Source organism: Caulobacter sp. P1_D6, assembly GCF_056406095.1.
On record NZ_JBFUAW010000050.1, the window covers coordinates 1 to 16,870 of the forward strand.

Sequence of the window (16,870 nt, forward strand, 5' to 3'; positions counted from 1 at the left end):
TGACCTCGGCCGTGGCGGGAGCCGTGCTCTCCACCGTCGCCACCGTGATCCAGATGGCCGTGGTGGTGGGGGCCACCAGCCCGGCCGTCCTGCGGGCCATGGCCGCGCCCCTGATCGGCGCCGGTCTGGTCGCCGCGGGCTACGGCGCGATCTTCACCATCGCGGCCCTGCGCACGCCGCCGCCCAAGGGGAAACAGGAGCCGGACAAGGCCTTCAGCCTGACCGGCGCCCTGATCTTCGCCCTGACCCTGTCGGTGGTGCTGCTGGCCTCGGCCGCCCTGCGCGCGGAGTTCGGGGAGTCCGGCGCGATCCTGGCGGCCGCCGTCGCCGGCTTCGTCGACACCCACGCGCCGGCCATCTCGATCGCCTCGCTGACGGCCAACGGCCGGATGCCGGCCCAGGACGCCGTCATCCCGATCCTGGCCGGCTTCACCACCAACACGATCACCAAGATCGTCGTCGCGACGACCAGCGGCGGTCGCGCCTTCGCTCTGAGGGTAGCGCCCGGCGTGATCCTCGTGGCTGCGGCCGCCTGGGCGGGAACGCTGATCGGTCACGCCACGAACTGAGGAGATTTCCATGACCAAAGCGAAACGTGGCGACGAGGACGTCTCCAAGGAAAAGCCAGAGGGCAAGTCGGAAAAGATGAAAACCAAAACCTATTTGGAACAGCTGCAGAAGTTGCAAGTCGAGCTCTGCCATCTCCAGGATTGGGTCAAGCAGACCGGCGCGCGGGTCATCGTCGTGCTTGAGGGGCGCGACGCGGCCGGCAAGGGCGGCTTCATCAAGGCCCTGACCGAGCGGGTCAGTCCGCGCGTGTTCCGCGTAGCCGCCCTGCCCGCCCCCAGCGAGCGCGAGAAGACCCAGCTGTTCATGCAGCGCTACATCCAGCATTTCCCGGCTGGCGGCGAGATCGTGATCTTCGACCGCAGTTGGTACAATCGGGCCGGCGTCGAATACGTGATGGGCTTTTGCTCGAAGGACGAGCACCGCGACTTCCTCGAGGCCTGCCCCACGGCCGAGCGCTGGATCATCAGCTCCGGCATCCTCCTGATCAAGATCTGGCTGGAGGTCGGGATGGAGGAACAGGACAAGCGCTTCCACGCTCGGGTCAACGACCCGCTGCGCCAATGGAAGCTGAGCCCGATGGACGTCGAGTCGTATTCGCGCTGGTACGACTACTCCCGAGCCCGCGACCAGATGCTGGCGGCCACCGACCGCGAAGAGTCGCCCTGGTTCATCCTGCGCTCTGACGACAAGAAGCGCGCCCGTTTGAACGGCATCGCCCACATCCTGTCGCTAGTGCCCTACGAGCGCATCGAGCGCCCTAAGATCGAATTGCCAAAGCGCTCAGCCAAACACAGGTACGACGACCAGAACATCCTTGAGGGGCGCCGTATGGTGACGGCGCACTATTGAGCCAAGACGCTCAGGTCGTGAGCGCAATGTTCGTCACGTCGCGGCCGAGGCCTCCGACGCCGTGGCCTGCGGAGGGGCGAAAGACCGCGTCTGGCGCGGCACGCCGCCGGAGGTCTTCCATAGGGCGATCGCCGAGTTGCGGTAGCGCGGGTCGTGGCTGACCTCTACGCCCAACCACGGCGGAAATTCGAACACCACGTCAGGACGATCAAGCTCAATCTCGGCAATAACGAGCCCCTCGGCTGGTCCGTGATATACGTCGATGATCCAGACTTGGCCCTGGTGGTCGATCTCGTGGCGCACCTTCTCCAGCACGCGCCCGCCGCAGAAGCGGGCCAGCATGTCGCCCGCCTCGATGAGGGAGATAGGGTAGCTAATTTCATCGCGTTCGAGACCTCGACGTGGGCTCTTTACGGTCAACGAGGCGTGGTCCCGCGAGCAGCGAATGCGGATTGTCGCGAAAGGCGTGCGAGCCAGATAGCCCTGACGGAACGGCGTCCCAGCCTGAGCCGTCGCACGCCACAGGTCGTTGGCGACGAGGAACTTCCGTTCGATTTCGATCATGCCAAGCTCCGGGCCTGCTTGGCGAAGCCTGCCCTGGCCTGACAACACCGTCACTCCGGTAGACCCAGTAGGCGCGACGAGGTGTGAAGCCGAGAGCGCCTCCCGCGAATAGCGGTGGCTGGTGCCCGGAAGCGGACCTTCCCAACGTCGGCGAAGAGTCAGGTCTGCCCGTTGGGGTGGTCCACGTAGCTCATGCCTTGACCACTGCCAGGAAGCGGACCTTCCCAAGGTCGCCTAAGAGTCAAGACGAGGCGTTGCTCTTCAGCTGCGCACCGCCGGCGGAATTGGCTGATCGAGCTTTTGCTCGTCTAAGCCGAATAGACTCGCATTATAGTCCCACGTAACAAACCGCTCGAGGAGCGCGTCATTTTGATCGCCGAGCCGCTCATTTACGGTCAATTCTGGTGAGTTTTATCCACGCTAGTTCGACCAATCTGAATTGGGCAGATGCAATAAAAAAGTGACCGATTCCAACGGGAACCGGCCACTTGTTTACAGCTCGACGTTAGAGGGCGATTAGAACGGGATTTCGTCGTCCAGGTCGGCCGAGAAGCTCTCGCGCGGGCCGCTGGGCTGGCTGCGCGGGGCGCCGCCGCCGAAGTTGCCGCCGCCGCCGCCGGCGCCGGCGTAGCCTTCGTCATAGCCGCCGCCCGGCGCACCGGCGCCCGCGCCGTCGCCGCGGCCGCCCAGCATGGTCAGCTCACCGCGGAACTTCTGCAGCACGATCTCGGTGGAGTACTTCTCGACGCCCGAGGCGTCGGCCCACTTGCGGGTCTGGATCGCGCCCTCGATGTAGACCGTCGAACCCTTGCGCAGATAGCTCTCGGCCACCTTCACCAGGTTGTCGTTGAAGATCACCACGCGGTGCCATTCGGTCTTTTCCTTGCGCTCCCCCGAGGTGCGGTCACGCCAGGTTTCCGAGGTGGCCAGACGCAGGTTGGCGACGCGGTCGCCCGAGCTGAGGGTGCGGATTTCGGGATCGGCTCCGAGATTGCCGACCAGGATGACCTTGTTGACGCTGCCCGCCATGGGGAAGATTCCTTTTCACGCCCGGCGACCAACGCGCCGGCATCTGAGGCGGACGTTAACGGGTTCTTAAGTCGCAAGGCAAGCTTTGTTCTTGTAACGTTCCTGTGGAGCATCCGGGTTATCCCCGGATTTGGAACGCTCCTATTGAGCCGGCATCGCTCCCGGGACGGCCAGGCGGCCGTCGCCCGTGCGGACCAGCGACATGAACCGGGCGCCTTCGTAGGTGTCGCCCAGATAGATGCCTTCCTTCTGCAGGAAGATGAACTTGCCCTGATAGGCGCCGGTCATCTCGCGGCTGGGGCTGCCCATGCGCACGAAGCGCAGGCGCATGCCTTCCAGTTCGGCCGCGCAGAGCTCCAGGCTCGCCACGTTGCGCGCCACCGGGTTGAACTTCAGCGTGCCGTCCTTCTGCTCGATCACGTGCATGCAGACGCCCTGCTCGAACGGGGCCTTGGTCTGTTTCTCGCAGCCGGTCAGGCCGACGGCGGCGGTGGCGGCGATGAGCGAGAGGGCGACGACGGGAAAGCGCATGGTCTTTAGGTCTCTCTAGGCCGACGGGATGGAGCAGTTGGGCCCCAGCTCGATGATCGAATGGAAGGTGCGGTTGTCGGACGAGGATTCCACCTTGCCCGGCACCAGGCGCAGGGTCTCGTCGCCCCAGCGGCCGTAGGTCGCCCCGCCCGCCTTCTCGCACTTGCCGCCCGAGAGCTGCTGGGCGCAGGCGTTGACGGTGATCTCGCCAGGCAGCTTGCGCCACTCGCCGCCGGCATAGCGCCAGCAAACGGCCAAGGGCGTGCTCGAGACGGCTGGCGTGGTGATGGCGGGGGTCGCGGCCGGCGCGGGCACGGTCGGCGCCTCGGCGGGGGGCGGCAGCGGGGTCAACACCAGGCCGGCTTGGTCGGCGGCGGCCAGGGCCCCGGTCTCGTCGACGCCGACGTCCAGGGCGCCGGTCGCCACGCCGTTCTTCTTGGCGCACTCGGCCAGGGTGGTCTCGCCGACGAACTGGCCGCCGACGAAGCAGCGCAGCGGCCGCGCGGGATCGAGCTTGGTGTCGTCGGCCCGGCCGGTCTCGACGACCAGCCCGCCGCGCGAGGCCGGCGGGGCCTCGGTCGGCGACTTGCCGCCTTGCATCAGGGCCAGGGCGATGCCAAGGCCCGCGACCAGGGCCAGGGCGGCGCCGCCGCCCAGCAACACGCGTCGATCTTTGAGAAGTTCCATGATCCCTGGCTACGACGCGCTGATGACGCTTTCAAGTCCAGGCGCGCAGAACGGCCAAGCGGCCCTCGAAGGGCCGCGCGGATCGCGCCCTAGCCGCCGCCGGTCAGGCGATTGAGCGCGGCCTGGTAGTTGGCGATCTGGTTGGTCAGATAGGCCGGAACCGGGCCGTTGACGTTGTTGGACTTGGTCGCGTCTTCCCGCTTCACGCCGTTGGCGGTGTCGGCCATCTCGCGATAGGCGGTCCGGACGGCCGACAGGGCCTTGGTCATGGCGGCGGTGGCGGCGTCGCGGCCGGCCTTGTCCGTCAGGTCCAGGCTGGTGTCCAGCGAGAAGCCGTAGATCGGCCCCTTGCCGTCCGCCGAGACGACCTGGCCGTGGTCGGTCTTGGTGTTGCGCACGATGCCCGGCTTCAGGCCCAGGGACTCCAGCACGTCGGTGCCGCCCTTGCCGGGCAGGATCTCGACGGTCGAGGTGGTCTGGGACGGGCTGATCCGCAGCATGCGGTTGTTGCCGCTGCTGGCGAGCTCCACCTTGGCGGCGTAGCCCGTCGCCTTGCGGATCTTGTCGGCCAGGGTGTCCAGCGTGTCGTCGGCCGCGATCTTGATCGTGGTCAGCGTGCCCCGCGCCCGCGTGCGGACCTGGAAGGTGTCGCCCGCCCGCGCCGAGGTCGACGAGACGATCTTGTCGGACTGGGTGAACTCCATCTTGCCGCGCGGAATGCCGAAGATGTCCAGGGCGCTGGAGCCGGAGGCGTCGACGGCGATCGAGGTCGGGGTGGCGTAGCCGTCCTTGCCGGTCAGCCGCTGCTCCCAGGTCGCCGCGCCCGTGGCGACGTTGATCTGGGCGACATAGCCGTCCTTGTCGCCGACCGTCGGCTGCCCGCCCAGGTCCTTGCCGGCCGAGCCCACCAGCCAGGCCTGGCCGTTGGAGACCGCCATGCCGGTGACCGTGTCGTCGCCCGTGCCGCCGTAATAGGCCAGGGTGTCCTGGGTCTTGTCCGTCAGGTTCAGCGACATCCGCGCCACGAACCCGTCCGAGCCGCCCGAGGCGGCCTTGGTCTGGTTGTTGACGTCGAGCGCGCCGTTGGTGGTCGAGCCGCCGATATAGAGCTGGCCGTTGTCGATCGTCAGGCCGGCGATGTTGCCGCCCTTCAGCGTGCCCAGGTCGCGCGTGGCTCCGGCCGTGAAGGTGGCCGCCTTGGTGTAGGTGACCGGCGCGGTGACCCAGACTTCCTTGTCGTTCAGGAAGGTGCGGTCCTCGGTGACGATGCTGGTCGCGACGTCGAAGCTGCGAAGCATCGCGTCGCTGCCTTCCTTGCTGGCGACCACGACCTGCGTGCCGTTGACGACGATGCCGGCGACCGTGTCGTCGTTCTCGCTGCCGAAATGGGTGGTGAACAGCGCCTTGGGCGTGCCGGCGATGTCGGTGGCGAACCCGGTCAGGTAGCTGTCGTAGCCGCCTTCCGTCGCCCCGGTCGCCGAGCCCGGAATGTCGGACTTGGTGCGGCCGCCCACATAGACGACGCCGTCCTGGCCGAAGGCCACGGCGGTTGCCTCGTCCTCCAGCATGCCGCCGCGCCGCACCGTCCAGGTCTCGTCGCCCTTGGCGTCGTAGAGCGTGACGAAGCTGTCGGTGACAGTGCCGGCGGAGTCGGAGTTGATTGGGCCGTTGGTGGCGCCCGACAGCCCGCCGGCCACCGAACCGGCGATGGCCACCTTGCCGTCGTCCGAGATGGCCATGTTGTAGCCGGTGGCCGTGTTGGCGGCCCCCAGCGTGCGGGCGTAGAGCAGCTTGCCGGACGAGTCGTACTTCAGCAGGGCGACGTCCTGGTCGCCCTTGATCGTCTGGCTGCTGGTGGTGCCGTCGACATCGGCCAGGACATAGAGCGAGCCGTCCGGCCCGGTCATGGTCTTGTGGACGGTGCTGATCGTGCCTTCCAGCGTGTCGGAGAACACCTTGGCGCCCGGCTGGCCGGCCGTGCCGGGGCCGTACTTGGTCAGGGTGTTTTCGATCACCGCGTCGTCGGTCTCGGACTTCTTGTCCGGATCGGGATTGCCGGCGGCGGTGGTGATGTAGACCGCCGGCTTGGCGGCCGGAGCCGAGAAGGTCAGGGCCTCGGTCGAGTCGCCGCGGATGCGCAGGGCGAAGTCGTCGCCGGTGGCCGGCAGCTTGACGGTCTGGCCGTTGACCGTGGTGGTCCGCTCCTGGCCGGCCGTGCGCTCGACCGCGAACTGGGTGTCGAACCCGGCGGCGGCCAGCTTGCCGTTGAAGAAGGTCACGACGTTGGACATCGTCCGCGGCGTCGCCCCCATCTCCGACAGGTCCATGACCACATCGGTGGAGACGCCGAACTCCTTGACCGACATCGTGAAGCTGACGGCGCCCTTGAACGCCGGCACCTCGTCGTCGCTCTGGCCGCTGTAGAGGGTGTTGGTGACGTAGCCGTAGTTGTTCTTGGGCACGCCGACGCTGGACTTGTCGCTGGTCATGACCGCGCCGGTCGTCAGCCGCATGCCGTCGGTGCTGAGGTTCTGGACGTAGCTGTTGACCTCGTTCAGCCCCTTGCTGAACGCGGCCTGCAAACGCTTGATCTCGCTGTCGGTGACGCCCTTCTCGGACGAGCGGTTGGCGATCGCCGACAGGGTGTTGAGCGCCTGGTAGGCGGCGAACAGCTTCTTGTAGTCGCCGGTGATCGTCGGGGCGGCGGCCACGGCCGCGCCTTCGTCGACGAACTTGCGGCCGTTCAGGGCCGCCTTGACCAAGTCGCTAGGCTCGCTGGCCATGGTGGTCCAGGGCGAGCTTGGCACCGTCTTTCCGCCCGAGGAGGACGGGGCCGACGAGGAGGATGAGCCCGCCGACGCAGCCGCGTTCGCGGCCTGACCCGCGGTCTTGGCCTGATAGTAACCGAGCAGCAGACTGGAATCGAAGGTGATCACAGCAGGTCCCATCGGGACGCACTACGCCCCTTGATTCCATCGTCGGCGAAGAACGCTGACGTTTCGTTAAGACGTATGAATCGGAAGCGTCACGGAGGCCGAAGGCCCTAGGCGGCGATCAGGTGCGCGTCGGTCAGCGAGCGGCGGACCTCGCCCCGCAGCTCGCGCCACTCCTCGGCCAGTATGCCCAGCAGGACGACGTCGCGCGGCTGGCCGTCCTTCAGGACGTGGCCGCGCAGATAGCCTTCGCGGCGGAAGCCCGAGGCCGCCTGGGCCTTCAGCGCCGCGTCGTTGTCGGCCATGACCTCGGCGAACACCTTGTGCAGGCCCAGCTCGCCGAAGGCGCGGTCCAGCCCCAGCACCTGGGCGGCTCGCCCAACGCCCCTGCCCCGCGCTTCGGCCGAACCGAGGAACCAGTTCCAGCCGGCCCGGCGGTGATGGCTGAGCAGGCCCGTCAGGGTCAGCAGGCCCGAAGGCTCGCCGGCCCGGACGATCATCCAGCCGCGCATGTCGGGATCGGAGCGGAGAGCCTGGAACCAGGCGGCATGGGCGTCGCGGCTCGGAAAGGCCGCGTCGGACATCCACCGATCGACTTCCGGTTCGCCCCGCCATTGGTAGAGGACCGCCTCGTCGCCGTCCGTCAAATCGCGAAGCTCGATCATACCGGGTCGATTCCTCCACACGTGGTTGCGGAAAGTCTACCCCGCCAATCGCGTCAGGCCTAGCTGCCGCCGTTGAACAGCGACAGGATGATCTGCGGCGCCTGATTGGCGATCGAAAGCGCCTGCGCGCCGAGCTGTTGCTTGACCTGCAGGGCCTGGAGGCGCGCGCTCTCCTTGGCCATGTCGGCGTCGACGAGGTTGCCCACGCCGGTCTCGAGCACGTCGTTCAGCTTGGAGACGAAGGTGTTGTGGGCTTCGATCTGCTTGGCCTGCGAGCCGATCGAGCCGACCGCCTGGTTCACCCGGGTCAAGGTCGCGTCGAGGCGCGTCAGCACGCCGGCGGCCAGGGTCTGGGTGTTGATGGTGTCGGTCGCCGTCAGGCTGTTGATCGTGCCGCTCAGCGACAGGTTCTGCAGGTTCAGCGTGATGACGGTCGCGGCGTCGGCGTCGGCCAGGAACGTGATGTTGGTCGGTTCGCTGCCGTTGAGGATGTTGGCGCCGTCGAAAGTGGCGCTGTTGATCACCTGGGTCAGGTTCTTCAGCAACCCCTGGAAGTCGGCGTTCAGGGCGGTGCGCGACGAGGTGGACAGCGAGGTGTCCTTGGCCGCGACCACCTTCTCGCGCATTTGGGTCAGCAGGTCCGAGACCGATTCACCCGCGGCCAGGGCCACGTCGGTGATCGAGGTCGCGCGATCCAGGCTCATCTTCACCGCGTTCAGGGCCGAGCGGTCGGCGCGCTGATCCTGGGCGATCGACCAGACGGCGGCGTTGTCCTTGGCGCTGGAGATAGCCAGACCCGTGTTGATGCGGGACTGCACGCCCCCCATCTCGTCGTTGGTCTTGTTCAGATTTTGCAGGGCGATCAGCGCGGGCTGATTGGTGTTCACGCTCAGCGTCATCACGGTCTCCGAACGGCGGTTCTTGCCAATGTGGCTCGGGACGCGATTCGGCGGCCGAGCAGGTCGGCCGTGAAATTGGGGCTGAGGGAGTAAGAATATGGTTAACGCGCGTAAACCATGTTCCACCTGCGACGCTGCGTCGCGGCGGGCATGGCGCGGAGACCGGCGACCCCGTTAGGTCAGACCGTCGAAGACCTCGCCCGGATCGTAGTGCTCGGCCTGCTTGAAGCGGAGCACGTCCTCGCGCGGGAACTGCTGGAGAACGTCGCCGGTCCGGCGGTCCACCGTCTTGTAGACGTAGGAGCCCGAAACGGGATCTTCCTCGATCACCAGTCGCAGATCGCCCGGCTGGGGACCCGCGGCGACGGCCGGCTGTTCCTTGGCTCCTGAAACGTCATGACCGCCCGCGGGCTGACCCGGGACGGTGAAGGGCGCGACCGGAGACGGCGCGGACGGTTCTGGGATCGACGGCGGTGTAAGTGCGGCTTTGGTTTCCATTGCTCCTTCGCCGCCGGTTTCGGCGGCCCTCTGGTGAACCCTCCCCTACGGCCTGGGCCGAGCGGAAGGCGGAGGCGGACCCGAAGGCCCGCCTCCTTCTCGTTCCTATCGGAACAGGCTCAGGATCGAACCGGTCGACTGGTTGGCGATGGAGAGCGCCTGGATGCCCAGCTGCTGCTTGGTTTGCAGCGACTGCAGCTTGGCGCTTTCCTTGGCCAGGTCGGCGTCGACCAGGTTGCCCACGCCGGCGTCGAGGCTGTCTTGCAGCTTGCCGACGAAGGTAAGGTGGGTGTCCAGGCCGGTCGAGCTGGTGCCCAGCGAGGCCAGCTTGTTGGTCGCCGTGCCCAGCGCCTTGCTGACGGTGTCGATCATCGTCTTGGCGGCGGCGGCGGTGGTGAAGGTCGACGTCGCGGCCAGGCCCAGGCCGACCAGCGAGATCGTCTTGGCGCTGACGGTGRACTGCGARCCGTCCGAGTTGGCCAGGAAGGCCAGCTTGGTGGTCGAGCCGTCGGCGATCGAGACGCCGTTGAACTTGGCGTTGGTGACGGCCTTGGTGATCTGGTCGCGCAGGCTGTTGAAGTCCGATTTCAGGGCGTTGAACGACGCGGTGTTCAGCGAGGTGTCGGAAGCGGCGAGAGCCTTTTCCTTCATCTTGCCCAGCAGATCGGTGACGGTGTCGCCGGCGGCCAGGGCCACGTCGATGGTCGACTGGCCGCGCTGCAGCGAGTCCTTCACGGCGTTCAGCGAGCCTGCGGTCGAGGACTGGACCTTGGCGGTCGCCCAGATCGCGCCGTTGTCCTTGGCGTTGGCGATCTTCTTGCCGGTGTTGATGCGTTGTTGCGTGACCTGGAGTTCGCTGTTGGTGGCGTTCAGGTTTTGCAGGGCGATCATCGCGCCCGAGTTGGTGTTGACGCTATTCAGCGGCATCCGACTAATTCCTATTCAAGGTTGTCCGGCGTCATTTTGACTACCGAGAGCATTTTGCTCGCCACCAGGGTGTCGTCGGGGCGTTTAAAATGGATGAACCCGGAATATTGTTCGCAGTAAGAACTGTAAGGTCGGCAAATTATGCTGCGTCATGTTGTCGACATTACAGGTATGTGTCGATCTGACGCAGTATTGTCGGAATGCCGGTAGATACAGAGGATGGAAGCCGTCGGCGCGGTCGGCGGGGCTGGTCGCGCCTGCGGCCAAACGTCCGACGGTCTGTCCTCAGGCGCACAGCCGCTGCGGCGCCACGTCGCGGTCGTCGGCGTCGAAAAGGTCGAAAGCCTCTTCCCAGGCCGTCTGCCGCGAGGCGCGCAGGGCCGCGTCGTCGATGATCCGGACGATCTGATCCTCGCGATCGTTCCACACCAGGCCGATGTCGGCGGCGCGTTCGGCGTCGCGGCCGAGCAGCAGGATGATGTCGGCCCGCAGCACCCGCTCGGGGCTCAGCCGCATCAGGGTGCGCCCGCCGCCGAGATCGCGATGGATGTCGGCGAAGTCGAGCACGGCCGAGATCATGGCGGCGTTGACCGGGGCGACGTGCCAGTCCTGGGCGAGAAGGCGGGGCTGGGTGAGGAGGCGGTTCATCAGAGGGCTCCAGATCGGGCCTTCTGCCCGGCGGGTTTCTTCAGCCTCCCTTTTGAAGGTGCTCTGCGTCAAAAACGGTCGTATAGGTGCGGCATGCGACACGACAAGGCGACCCGACTGCTAGACTTGGCCCGGATGCTGGCCGGATCGTCCGAGGGCATGACACTGGACGAGATGGCCCGCGCCATGGACGTGGGGCGGCGCACGGCCGAGCGGATGCGCGACGCGGTCTGGGCGGCCTTCCCGCAGATGGAGGCGATCGACGATCCGCCGACCAAGCGTTTCCGCATCCCCTCCGGGCTGGACAGCCTGTTCCAGACCCCGACCGCAGAGGAACTGGCCGCCTTGCGCACCGCGGCCGACAGCTACGCCGCCGGCGGGGCCGAGGGCCGCTCCGCCGCGCTCTACGCCCTGGAGCGCAAGCTGATGTCGGCCTTGCGCGGCGCGGCGCGACGCAAGGTGGCGCCCGACCTGGAGGCCCTGATCCAGGCCGAGACGATCGCCGTCCACCCCGGTCCGCGACCGTTCGAGGACGAGGGGGTGCTGCGCGCCATACGGGCGGCCGTGAAGGGACTGCAGGCCTTGTCGTTCCGCTACGAGGGCGGCAGCGCGCCGGGCCGGACCCGCAAGGTGACGCCGCTGGGCATCCTGTTCGGTCACAGCAACTATCTGGTCGCGGCCGAGGGCAAGGATCCGCGACCGCGCACCTTCCGCCTGGATCGCATGCGCGAAGTCACGGCCCTGGACGAGGCGGCCGCGCCCCCGGCCGACTTCTCGCTGCTGGCCTTCGCCAATGAGAGCTTCGGCATCTATCACGGCGATATCGAGGACGTGGCCCTGCGCATCGGGCTCAGCCGCGCCGAGGACGCCCTGCGCTGGCGCTTCCATCCCGACCAGGTCGTGACCCAGGAAGCGGGCGGCTCGGTGCTGGTCACCTTCCGGGCCAGCGGCATGCGCGAACTGGCCTGGCACCTGTTCACCTGGGGTGACGCGGTCGAGATCCTCTCGCCGCCCGGCTTGAAGGCGATGATGGTCGGCGAACTGAGGGCGGCGCTGAAAGCGCACGAAGCGGGTTGATATGAAAAACGGTGTCGACGCCCACGCGCTGGCGGTGCGGATCAAGACGGCGGACCCAGCCTCCCGGCGGCGATTGATAGCCGCCTATCGCGCCTGGATCCTGCAGGGCGCCAAGGCCGGCCAAGCCTGGACCCTGCCTGGAATCCTGGCGATCGCCCTCGCCGTCGCCGCGGCGCTTCTTGGGCCCGTGCGCGGGCTGGCCCCGACGATCGTCTATGCGGCGTGCGCGGTTCTGGTGTTGGTCGGGCTGCTGCTGTTTCGCGTCGGAGCGCGGAAGGAGCGGGCGTGGCGCGAGGCCAACCCCTTCCGCGACTAGCCGTCAGCGCCCGGCCTGCTCCACGAAGGCCATGACCGTCTCCGCGAAGGCCTCGGGCCGCTCCAGATAGATGAAGTGGCCGCCGCCGGCCATGACGATCCGTTGAGCGCCCGGGATCAGCGCCTCCAGGGCGCCGGCATGGGCGTGGACGTCGGGGATGTCGACCTCTCCGGTGACGATCAAGGTCGGCGCCTTGATCTCGTCCAGCCGGCCCATGACCTCGGGCCCGTCCTTGATGATGCGGGCCGCGCCGAAGTTGCCGGGATGGGCGGTGAGGTCGGCCACGACGAAGGCGCGCTGGGCCTCGGCCCCGGGCGTCAGGATGTAGGGGTCCTTGACGGCGTCGGCGAGGCGGCCCTGGGACAGCAGCGTCACCAAGGTCTGGGTGCGCTTCATGAAGTGTTCGGTGGGCTTGAAGCCGTTCACCGCCGCCCCGACCAGGATCAAGCCGTCCACCGCTCGCGGATGGGCCAGGGCGAAGTCCACCGCCACGCCGCCGCCGGACGATGAGCCGACCAGGGCGGCGTGCTCGACTCCCGCCGCCTTCATCACCGCGTCGAGGTCGGCGACGGCGTCGTAGGGCGCGGTCGCGGCCGGCGAGGCGCCGTAACCCAGGCGGTCGTAGCGCACGACCTTGGCCTTGGCGCACAGCAGCGGCCAGGCCGCATCGAAGGCCGAGCCGTCGAGGATGCCGTCATGGAGCAGGACGATCGCCTTGGGACCCGAGCCGCAGGTCTCGTACGAGACCTGGCCGCCGGCGACGGGGATCAGCTTGGGCGCGGCCAAGGCCGGCGCCCCGCCGAGCAGCAGGCAGCCGAGGGCGATCGCCGCAACGGGCGTTGAAAACAGTCGCATCGATGTCTCCTGGGTGAAGCGCCGTCAGGCGCGCTTGAGCGTGTCCTGCTCGTGGTCCTGGGGAAGCTGGTCCGTCGTGTCGCCCGGCGCGTATTCCAGGATGTCGCCCGGCTGGCAGTCGAGATAGGCGCAGATCGCCTCGAGGGTCTCGAACTTCATGCCCTTCACCTTGCCGGACTTCAGCAGCGAGAGATTGGCCTCGGTGATGCCGATGGCGCGGGCCAGGACGTTGGAGCGCACCTTGCGCCTGGCCAGCATGACGTCGAGACGCAGGATGATCGGCATCAGACGAACGCCTCGCGGTCTTCCTCGATCTCGCGTCCCACCTGCATGACCTGGCCGATCACGAAGACCAGCAGGCCCAGCACGAAGGCCTGGACGCTGGCCATGTGGGCCCAGTTCTTGTCGATCTCGTAGCCCGTGGCGCTGAGGAACAGGTGGCAGGCGAACGGCGACAAGGCGTAGGCGCACAGCCAGCCGCCGATCCGGCTGAAGGCCTGGCCGTTCTCACGCCCGAACACCCGGCCCCTGGCGTAGAGGCTGAACAGCGACCGCACGCTCCAGAACAGCATGATGATCGGGGTCGCGCGCACGATGCCGACCAGGCAGTAGATCAGCCGGTGGGGCAGGGGCAGCGAGCCGAACGCCACGGAGTTGGGCGGGCCCTCGCCGACGTAGCAGTTGTCGGGACCGATCCGGACGAATTCGCCCTTGTAGAAGATCATGGTGACCAGGGCCGCGACCAGGATGGCGGTCGACAGGGTCAGCAGGCCCGTGAACAGCCAGGCCAGTCCGCGACTGCCCAGGCGCACGCGACGCTGGGCGGCGGTCTCGGCGGCGGCCAGGGTCTCGGCGCGCGGCTTGAGTTTGACGACGATGCTCATGACGTCCTCCAGTGACGCCAAAACTCAATCCGAAATTTCTTTCTGTCAAACGATAATATTTTGAAATCGAGACGATGGGGCTCGAAAAGTCCGCGAGGCCATGTCGAGAATGGCCCGACGGCTTCGACTTGCCCTCGAAAGCGCCGGGAGAACGGCGCTCCAAACCGAAGGGACCCCGACGATGAAGTACATCCTGATGATGCAGTACCCCGTGGCCGGCGGCGACGTCCCGTCCATGGACCAGTGGCCGCAGAAGGCGGTCCAGGCGCACATGGAGCATCTCCGCCTGTTTCGGGAGGAGTTCACCGCCTCGGGCGAGATGGTCGTGACCCATGCCTTGGCCGCGCCGGAGGATGCGCGGTTCGTGCGGGCGCGCCAGGGCGGGGCGCCGGAGGTGACCGATGGCCCCTTTCCGGAGACCAAGGAGTTCCTGGCCGGCTACGTCATCGTCGATGTCGATGCGGCCGAGCGGGCCTACTACGCCGCTTCGCGCTGGTCGGAAGGTCCTGGCCCGGACGGTCAGCCGCTGAACCTGCCCGTGGAGGTGCGGCGGGTGATGTGGGCCAGCGGCGAGGAGATGTGAGCCTCGCGGCGCTGGATCGCGAGACGACAGACCTGCTGCGCCGGCTGGCGCCGCGGGTCCTGTCGGCCGTGGTCCGCCGCTACCGCGACTTCGCCGCCGGCGAGGACGCGGTGCAGGAAGCCTTGCTGGCCGCCGCCCGGCAGTGGCCCGAGAGCGGCGTCCCGGCCAATCCGGCCGGCTGGCTGGTGCAGGTCGCCTCGCGCCGGATGACCGACCATATCCGCGGCGAGATCGCCCGGCGGCGGCGCRAGGCGAAGGCGGCGGAAGACGACTTCCAGGCCATGTCGCCGCCGGCCGACGACGCGGATCCCCTGGCCGATCGCGACGACACGCTGGGCCTGCTGTTCATGTGCTGTCATCCGGCCCTGACCTCATCCTCGGCCATCGCCCTGACCCTGCGCGCGGTCGGCGGCCTGACCACGGCCGAGATCGCCGCCGCCTTCCTCGTGCCCGAGGCGACGATGGCCCAGCGCATCAGCCGCGCCAAGCAGAGCGTCCGGGCCTCGGGCGCGCCGTTCGAAGCCCCGGACGCCGCCGAGCGGGTCGAGCGGCTGCGGTCGGTGTTGCACGTGCTCTATCTGATCTTCAACGAAGGCTATGCCGCCAGCGCGGGACCCGACCTGCAGCGCGCCGACCTGGCCGGGGAAGCGATCCGGCTGGCCCGCATCGTCCGGGCCCTGCTGCCGAACGATGGCGAGGTCGCCGGCCTGCTGGCCCTGATGCTGCTGACCGACGCCCGCCGGCCGGCGCGCTCCGGCCCGGACGGCGAATTGATCCCGCTGGCCGAGCAGGATCGAGGTCTCTGGGACGCGGCGGCGATCGCCGAGGGCGTGGCTCTGGTCGAGGCCAGCCTGTCGCGCGGCGCGGTCGGGCCCTACCAGCTCCAGGCCGCCATCGCCGCCGTCCACGACGAGGCCGTCCGGGCCGAGGACACCGATTGGCCGCAGATCCTGGCGCTGTACGGCCTGCTGGAGCGGATGGCCGACAATCCGATGGTTCGGCTGAACCACGCCGTGGCCCTGGCCATGGCGCAAGGGCCGCGTGTCGGTCTGCGGCGACTGGTCGAGCTGGAGAACGACAAGCGTCTGGCCGGGCATCACCGGCTGGCGGCCGTGCGGGCCCACCTGCTGGAGATGGCCGGGGAGAAGATCGAGGCGATCGCGGCCTATCGCGCGGCCGCCACGCTGACGGCCAGCCTGCCCGAGCAGCGCTATCTTCTGGAGAAGGCGGCTCGCCTGGCCGAAGCGTCCTAGGCGGCCACCAGCTTCAGCAGCGCCAGCTCTCTGGCCCTGGGCGACGCGGCCCGCCGCTTGGGCAGGCGGCTGGTTTCGAAGGCCTCCAACACCTTGGGGTGGATATAGGCCGCGCGGCAGACCGCCGGGGTGTTGCCCAGCAGGCCGGCCACCGCCTTGACGCAGGTGTTGAGCGTGCGCTTGGCCTCGGTCTGGGTTTCCGGCTTGGGGCTCATGCTGAGGGCCTCCAGCGCCGCCAGCGAGCCGTACCAAGTGCGGAAATCCTTGGCCGAGAAGTCGTCGCCGCAGGCCGCGCGGATGTAGTCGTTGACGTCGCTGCTCTCGACGGCGCGCCGCTGGCCGTCCTCGTCGATGTACTGGAACAGCCGCTGGCCGCGCAGTTCCTGGCAGGCGGCGACGATCCGCGCCAGGCGACGGTCGCGAAAGCCCGTCTTGTGCATCTTGCCGCTCTTGCCCTTGAACTCGAACACCGCGCCGCCGCCGGCCAGCTTCAGGTGGCGCTTCTGCATGGTGGTCAGGCCGAAGCTCTTGTTGGTCTTGGCGTATTCGTCGTTGCCGACCCGGATCAGGGTCAGCTCCAGCAGGCTGACCACGGCGGCCAGCACCTTCTCGCGCGGCAGGCCCCGGCGCGACAGGTCGACAGCCAAACGCTTGCGGAGCTTGGGCAGGGCGCGGCCGAAGGCGGCCATGCGGTCGTACTTGCGGGCGTCGCGATCGGCCCGCCAGTCGGGGTGGTAGCGATACTGCTTGCGGTTCTTCTGGTCGCGGCCGATCGCCTGGATGTGGCCGTTGGGATCGGGGCAGATCCAGACGCTGGTCCAGGCCGGCGGGATGACCAGGGCCTTGATCCGCGCCAGGGTGGCCTCGTCCTTCACGGTCCGGCCGTCCTCGTCGACATAGGAGAAGCCCTTGCCGTGGGCGATGCGACGCAGGCCCTGCTCCTGGTCGTTGACGTAGGCCAGCAGGGTGCGTTCGGCGGGGGTGGTCTCGAGCGTGTCGCGGGGCACGGTCATCGCCTCGCTGGGCGGCCGGCGCCGTCGTGTTCCGAAAAATCCTGGGCCATCGCCTCGCTCCCAACCCTAATCTCCGCCAACGTGATAGA

21 protein-coding genes are annotated in these 16,870 nt (G+C 67.9%); 7 read left to right on the plus strand and 14 right to left on the minus strand.

What is annotated here, in order from left to right:
- Both AC1DYP_RS22285 and ppk2 read left to right on the plus strand, forming a co-directional pair.
- The coding region (locus tag AC1DYP_RS22285; RefSeq protein WP_477048178.1) for a DUF4010 domain-containing protein at positions 1-569 on the plus strand (569 nt) is incomplete at its 5' end.
- A 10-nt stretch (positions 570-579) separates the two neighbouring features.
- Positions 580-1,419 carry a polyphosphate kinase 2 gene (gene ppk2 / locus AC1DYP_RS22290; RefSeq protein WP_477048179.1) on the plus strand — a complete coding sequence of 280 codons (840 nt, stop codon included), beginning with the start codon at positions 580-582 and terminating at the stop codon, positions 1,417-1,419.
- Positions 1,420-1,452: 33 nt separating this feature from the next.
- On the opposite strand, the gene AC1DYP_RS22295 is transcribed toward ppk2, so the two are convergent.
- The 5 genes from AC1DYP_RS22295 to AC1DYP_RS22315 all read right to left on the minus strand — a co-directional run bounded on the left by AC1DYP_RS22295 (position 1,453) and on the right by AC1DYP_RS22315 (position 6,992).
- A complete protein-coding gene (locus AC1DYP_RS22295) occupies positions 1,453-1,983 on the minus strand; it encodes a CYTH domain-containing protein (protein WP_477048180.1) in 531 nt (176 codons plus the stop codon).
- A 516-nt stretch (positions 1,984-2,499) separates the two neighbouring features.
- Positions 2,500-3,012 (minus strand): single-stranded DNA-binding protein, encoded by a 513-nt coding sequence (gene ssb / locus AC1DYP_RS22300; RefSeq protein ID WP_477048181.1) that lies wholly within the window; start codon positions 3,010-3,012, stop codon positions 2,500-2,502.
- 141 nt (positions 3,013-3,153) lie between these two features.
- Positions 3,154-3,543: a hypothetical protein gene (locus AC1DYP_RS22305; RefSeq protein WP_477048182.1), complete on the minus strand. Its 390-nt coding sequence runs from the start codon at positions 3,541-3,543 to the stop codon at positions 3,154-3,156.
- 15 nt (positions 3,544-3,558) lie between these two features.
- The gene (locus AC1DYP_RS22310; RefSeq protein WP_477033073.1) at positions 3,559-4,230 is read right to left on the minus strand and encodes a hypothetical protein; all 672 of its coding nucleotides are present in this window, start codon (positions 4,228-4,230) and stop codon (positions 3,559-3,561) included.
- Between the two features lie 89 nt (positions 4,231-4,319).
- Positions 4,320-6,992 carry a hypothetical protein gene (locus tag AC1DYP_RS22315; RefSeq protein WP_477048183.1) on the minus strand — a complete coding sequence of 891 codons (2,673 nt, stop codon included), beginning with the start codon at positions 6,990-6,992 and terminating at the stop codon, positions 4,320-4,322.
- Between AC1DYP_RS22315 and AC1DYP_RS22320 the strand changes: the two genes are divergently transcribed.
- On the plus strand, positions 6,985-7,110 hold the full coding sequence (locus AC1DYP_RS22320; protein WP_477033075.1) for a hypothetical protein: 126 nt from the start codon (positions 6,985-6,987) through the stop codon (positions 7,108-7,110). The two genes, AC1DYP_RS22315 and AC1DYP_RS22320, sit on opposite strands and share 8 nt — an antisense overlap.
- A 163-nt stretch (positions 7,111-7,273) precedes the next feature.
- On the opposite strand, the gene pseH is transcribed toward AC1DYP_RS22320, so the two are convergent.
- The 5 genes from pseH to AC1DYP_RS22345 all read right to left on the minus strand — a co-directional run bounded on the left by pseH (position 7,274) and on the right by AC1DYP_RS22345 (position 10,800).
- The gene (gene pseH / locus AC1DYP_RS22325) at positions 7,274-7,828 is read right to left on the minus strand and encodes a UDP-4-amino-4,6-dideoxy-N-acetyl-beta-L-altrosamine N-acetyltransferase (protein ID WP_477033076.1); all 555 of its coding nucleotides are present in this window, start codon (positions 7,826-7,828) and stop codon (positions 7,274-7,276) included.
- Between the two features lie 59 nt (positions 7,829-7,887).
- Complete coding sequence (locus AC1DYP_RS22330; protein WP_477033077.1) at positions 7,888-8,727, minus strand: flagellin; 840 nt, start codon at positions 8,725-8,727, stop codon at positions 7,888-7,890.
- Between the two features lie 174 nt (positions 8,728-8,901).
- A complete protein-coding gene (locus AC1DYP_RS22335) occupies positions 8,902-9,225 on the minus strand; it encodes a hypothetical protein (RefSeq protein ID WP_477048184.1) in 324 nt (107 codons plus the stop codon).
- Positions 9,226-9,330: 105 nt separating this feature from the next.
- Positions 9,331-10,152, minus strand: coding sequence for a flagellin (locus AC1DYP_RS22340; RefSeq protein ID WP_477048185.1), 822 nt, complete (start codon positions 10,150-10,152; stop codon positions 9,331-9,333).
- 285 nt (positions 10,153-10,437) lie between these two features.
- Positions 10,438-10,800, minus strand: a complete 363-nt coding sequence (locus AC1DYP_RS22345) for a hypothetical protein (protein WP_477036003.1) — start codon at positions 10,798-10,800, stop codon at positions 10,438-10,440.
- 93 nt (positions 10,801-10,893) lie between these two features.
- Here AC1DYP_RS22345 and AC1DYP_RS22350 point away from each other — a divergent pair, with 93 nt between their 5' ends.
- Both AC1DYP_RS22350 and AC1DYP_RS22355 read left to right on the plus strand, forming a co-directional pair.
- Complete coding sequence (locus AC1DYP_RS22350) at positions 10,894-11,877, plus strand: helix-turn-helix transcriptional regulator (protein ID WP_477048186.1); 984 nt, start codon at positions 10,894-10,896, stop codon at positions 11,875-11,877.
- Between the two features lies 1 nt (position 11,878).
- Entirely contained in the window at positions 11,879-12,193 is a 315-nt protein-coding gene (locus AC1DYP_RS22355) for a hypothetical protein (protein ID WP_477048187.1), read from the plus strand.
- A 3-nt stretch (positions 12,194-12,196) separates the two neighbouring features.
- Here the strand turns inward: AC1DYP_RS22355 and AC1DYP_RS22360 are convergent, their stop codons facing one another.
- The 3 genes from AC1DYP_RS22360 to AC1DYP_RS22370 are packed head-to-tail and all read right to left on the minus strand — an operon-like array spanning position 12,197 to position 13,932.
- Complete coding sequence (locus tag AC1DYP_RS22360; RefSeq protein ID WP_477048188.1) at positions 12,197-13,048, minus strand: alpha/beta fold hydrolase; 852 nt, start codon at positions 13,046-13,048, stop codon at positions 12,197-12,199.
- Between the two features lie 24 nt (positions 13,049-13,072).
- Positions 13,073-13,333 (minus strand): helix-turn-helix domain-containing protein, encoded by a 261-nt coding sequence (locus AC1DYP_RS22365; RefSeq protein WP_477048189.1) that lies wholly within the window; start codon positions 13,331-13,333, stop codon positions 13,073-13,075.
- On the minus strand, positions 13,333-13,932 hold the full coding sequence (locus AC1DYP_RS22370; protein ID WP_477048190.1) for a DUF2975 domain-containing protein: 600 nt from the start codon (positions 13,930-13,932) through the stop codon (positions 13,333-13,335). Before AC1DYP_RS22370 ends, AC1DYP_RS22365 begins: the two co-directional genes overlap by 1 nt.
- A gap of 181 nt (positions 13,933-14,113) precedes the next feature.
- Between AC1DYP_RS22370 and AC1DYP_RS22375 the strand changes: the two genes are divergently transcribed.
- Both AC1DYP_RS22375 and AC1DYP_RS22380 read left to right on the plus strand, forming a co-directional pair.
- Positions 14,114-14,515, plus strand: a complete 402-nt coding sequence (locus AC1DYP_RS22375; protein ID WP_477048191.1) for a YciI family protein — start codon at positions 14,114-14,116, stop codon at positions 14,513-14,515.
- Positions 14,512-15,768, plus strand: coding sequence for an RNA polymerase sigma factor (locus AC1DYP_RS22380; RefSeq protein WP_477048192.1), 1,257 nt, complete (start codon positions 14,512-14,514; stop codon positions 15,766-15,768). The genes AC1DYP_RS22375 and AC1DYP_RS22380 overlap by 4 nt, the downstream gene beginning before the upstream one ends.
- On the opposite strand, the gene AC1DYP_RS22385 is transcribed toward AC1DYP_RS22380, so the two are convergent.
- The gene (locus AC1DYP_RS22385; protein WP_477048193.1) at positions 15,765-16,781 is read right to left on the minus strand and encodes a DNA topoisomerase IB; all 1,017 of its coding nucleotides are present in this window, start codon (positions 16,779-16,781) and stop codon (positions 15,765-15,767) included. The two genes, AC1DYP_RS22380 and AC1DYP_RS22385, sit on opposite strands and share 4 nt — an antisense overlap.
- Positions 16,782-16,870: the final 89 nt, after the last annotated feature.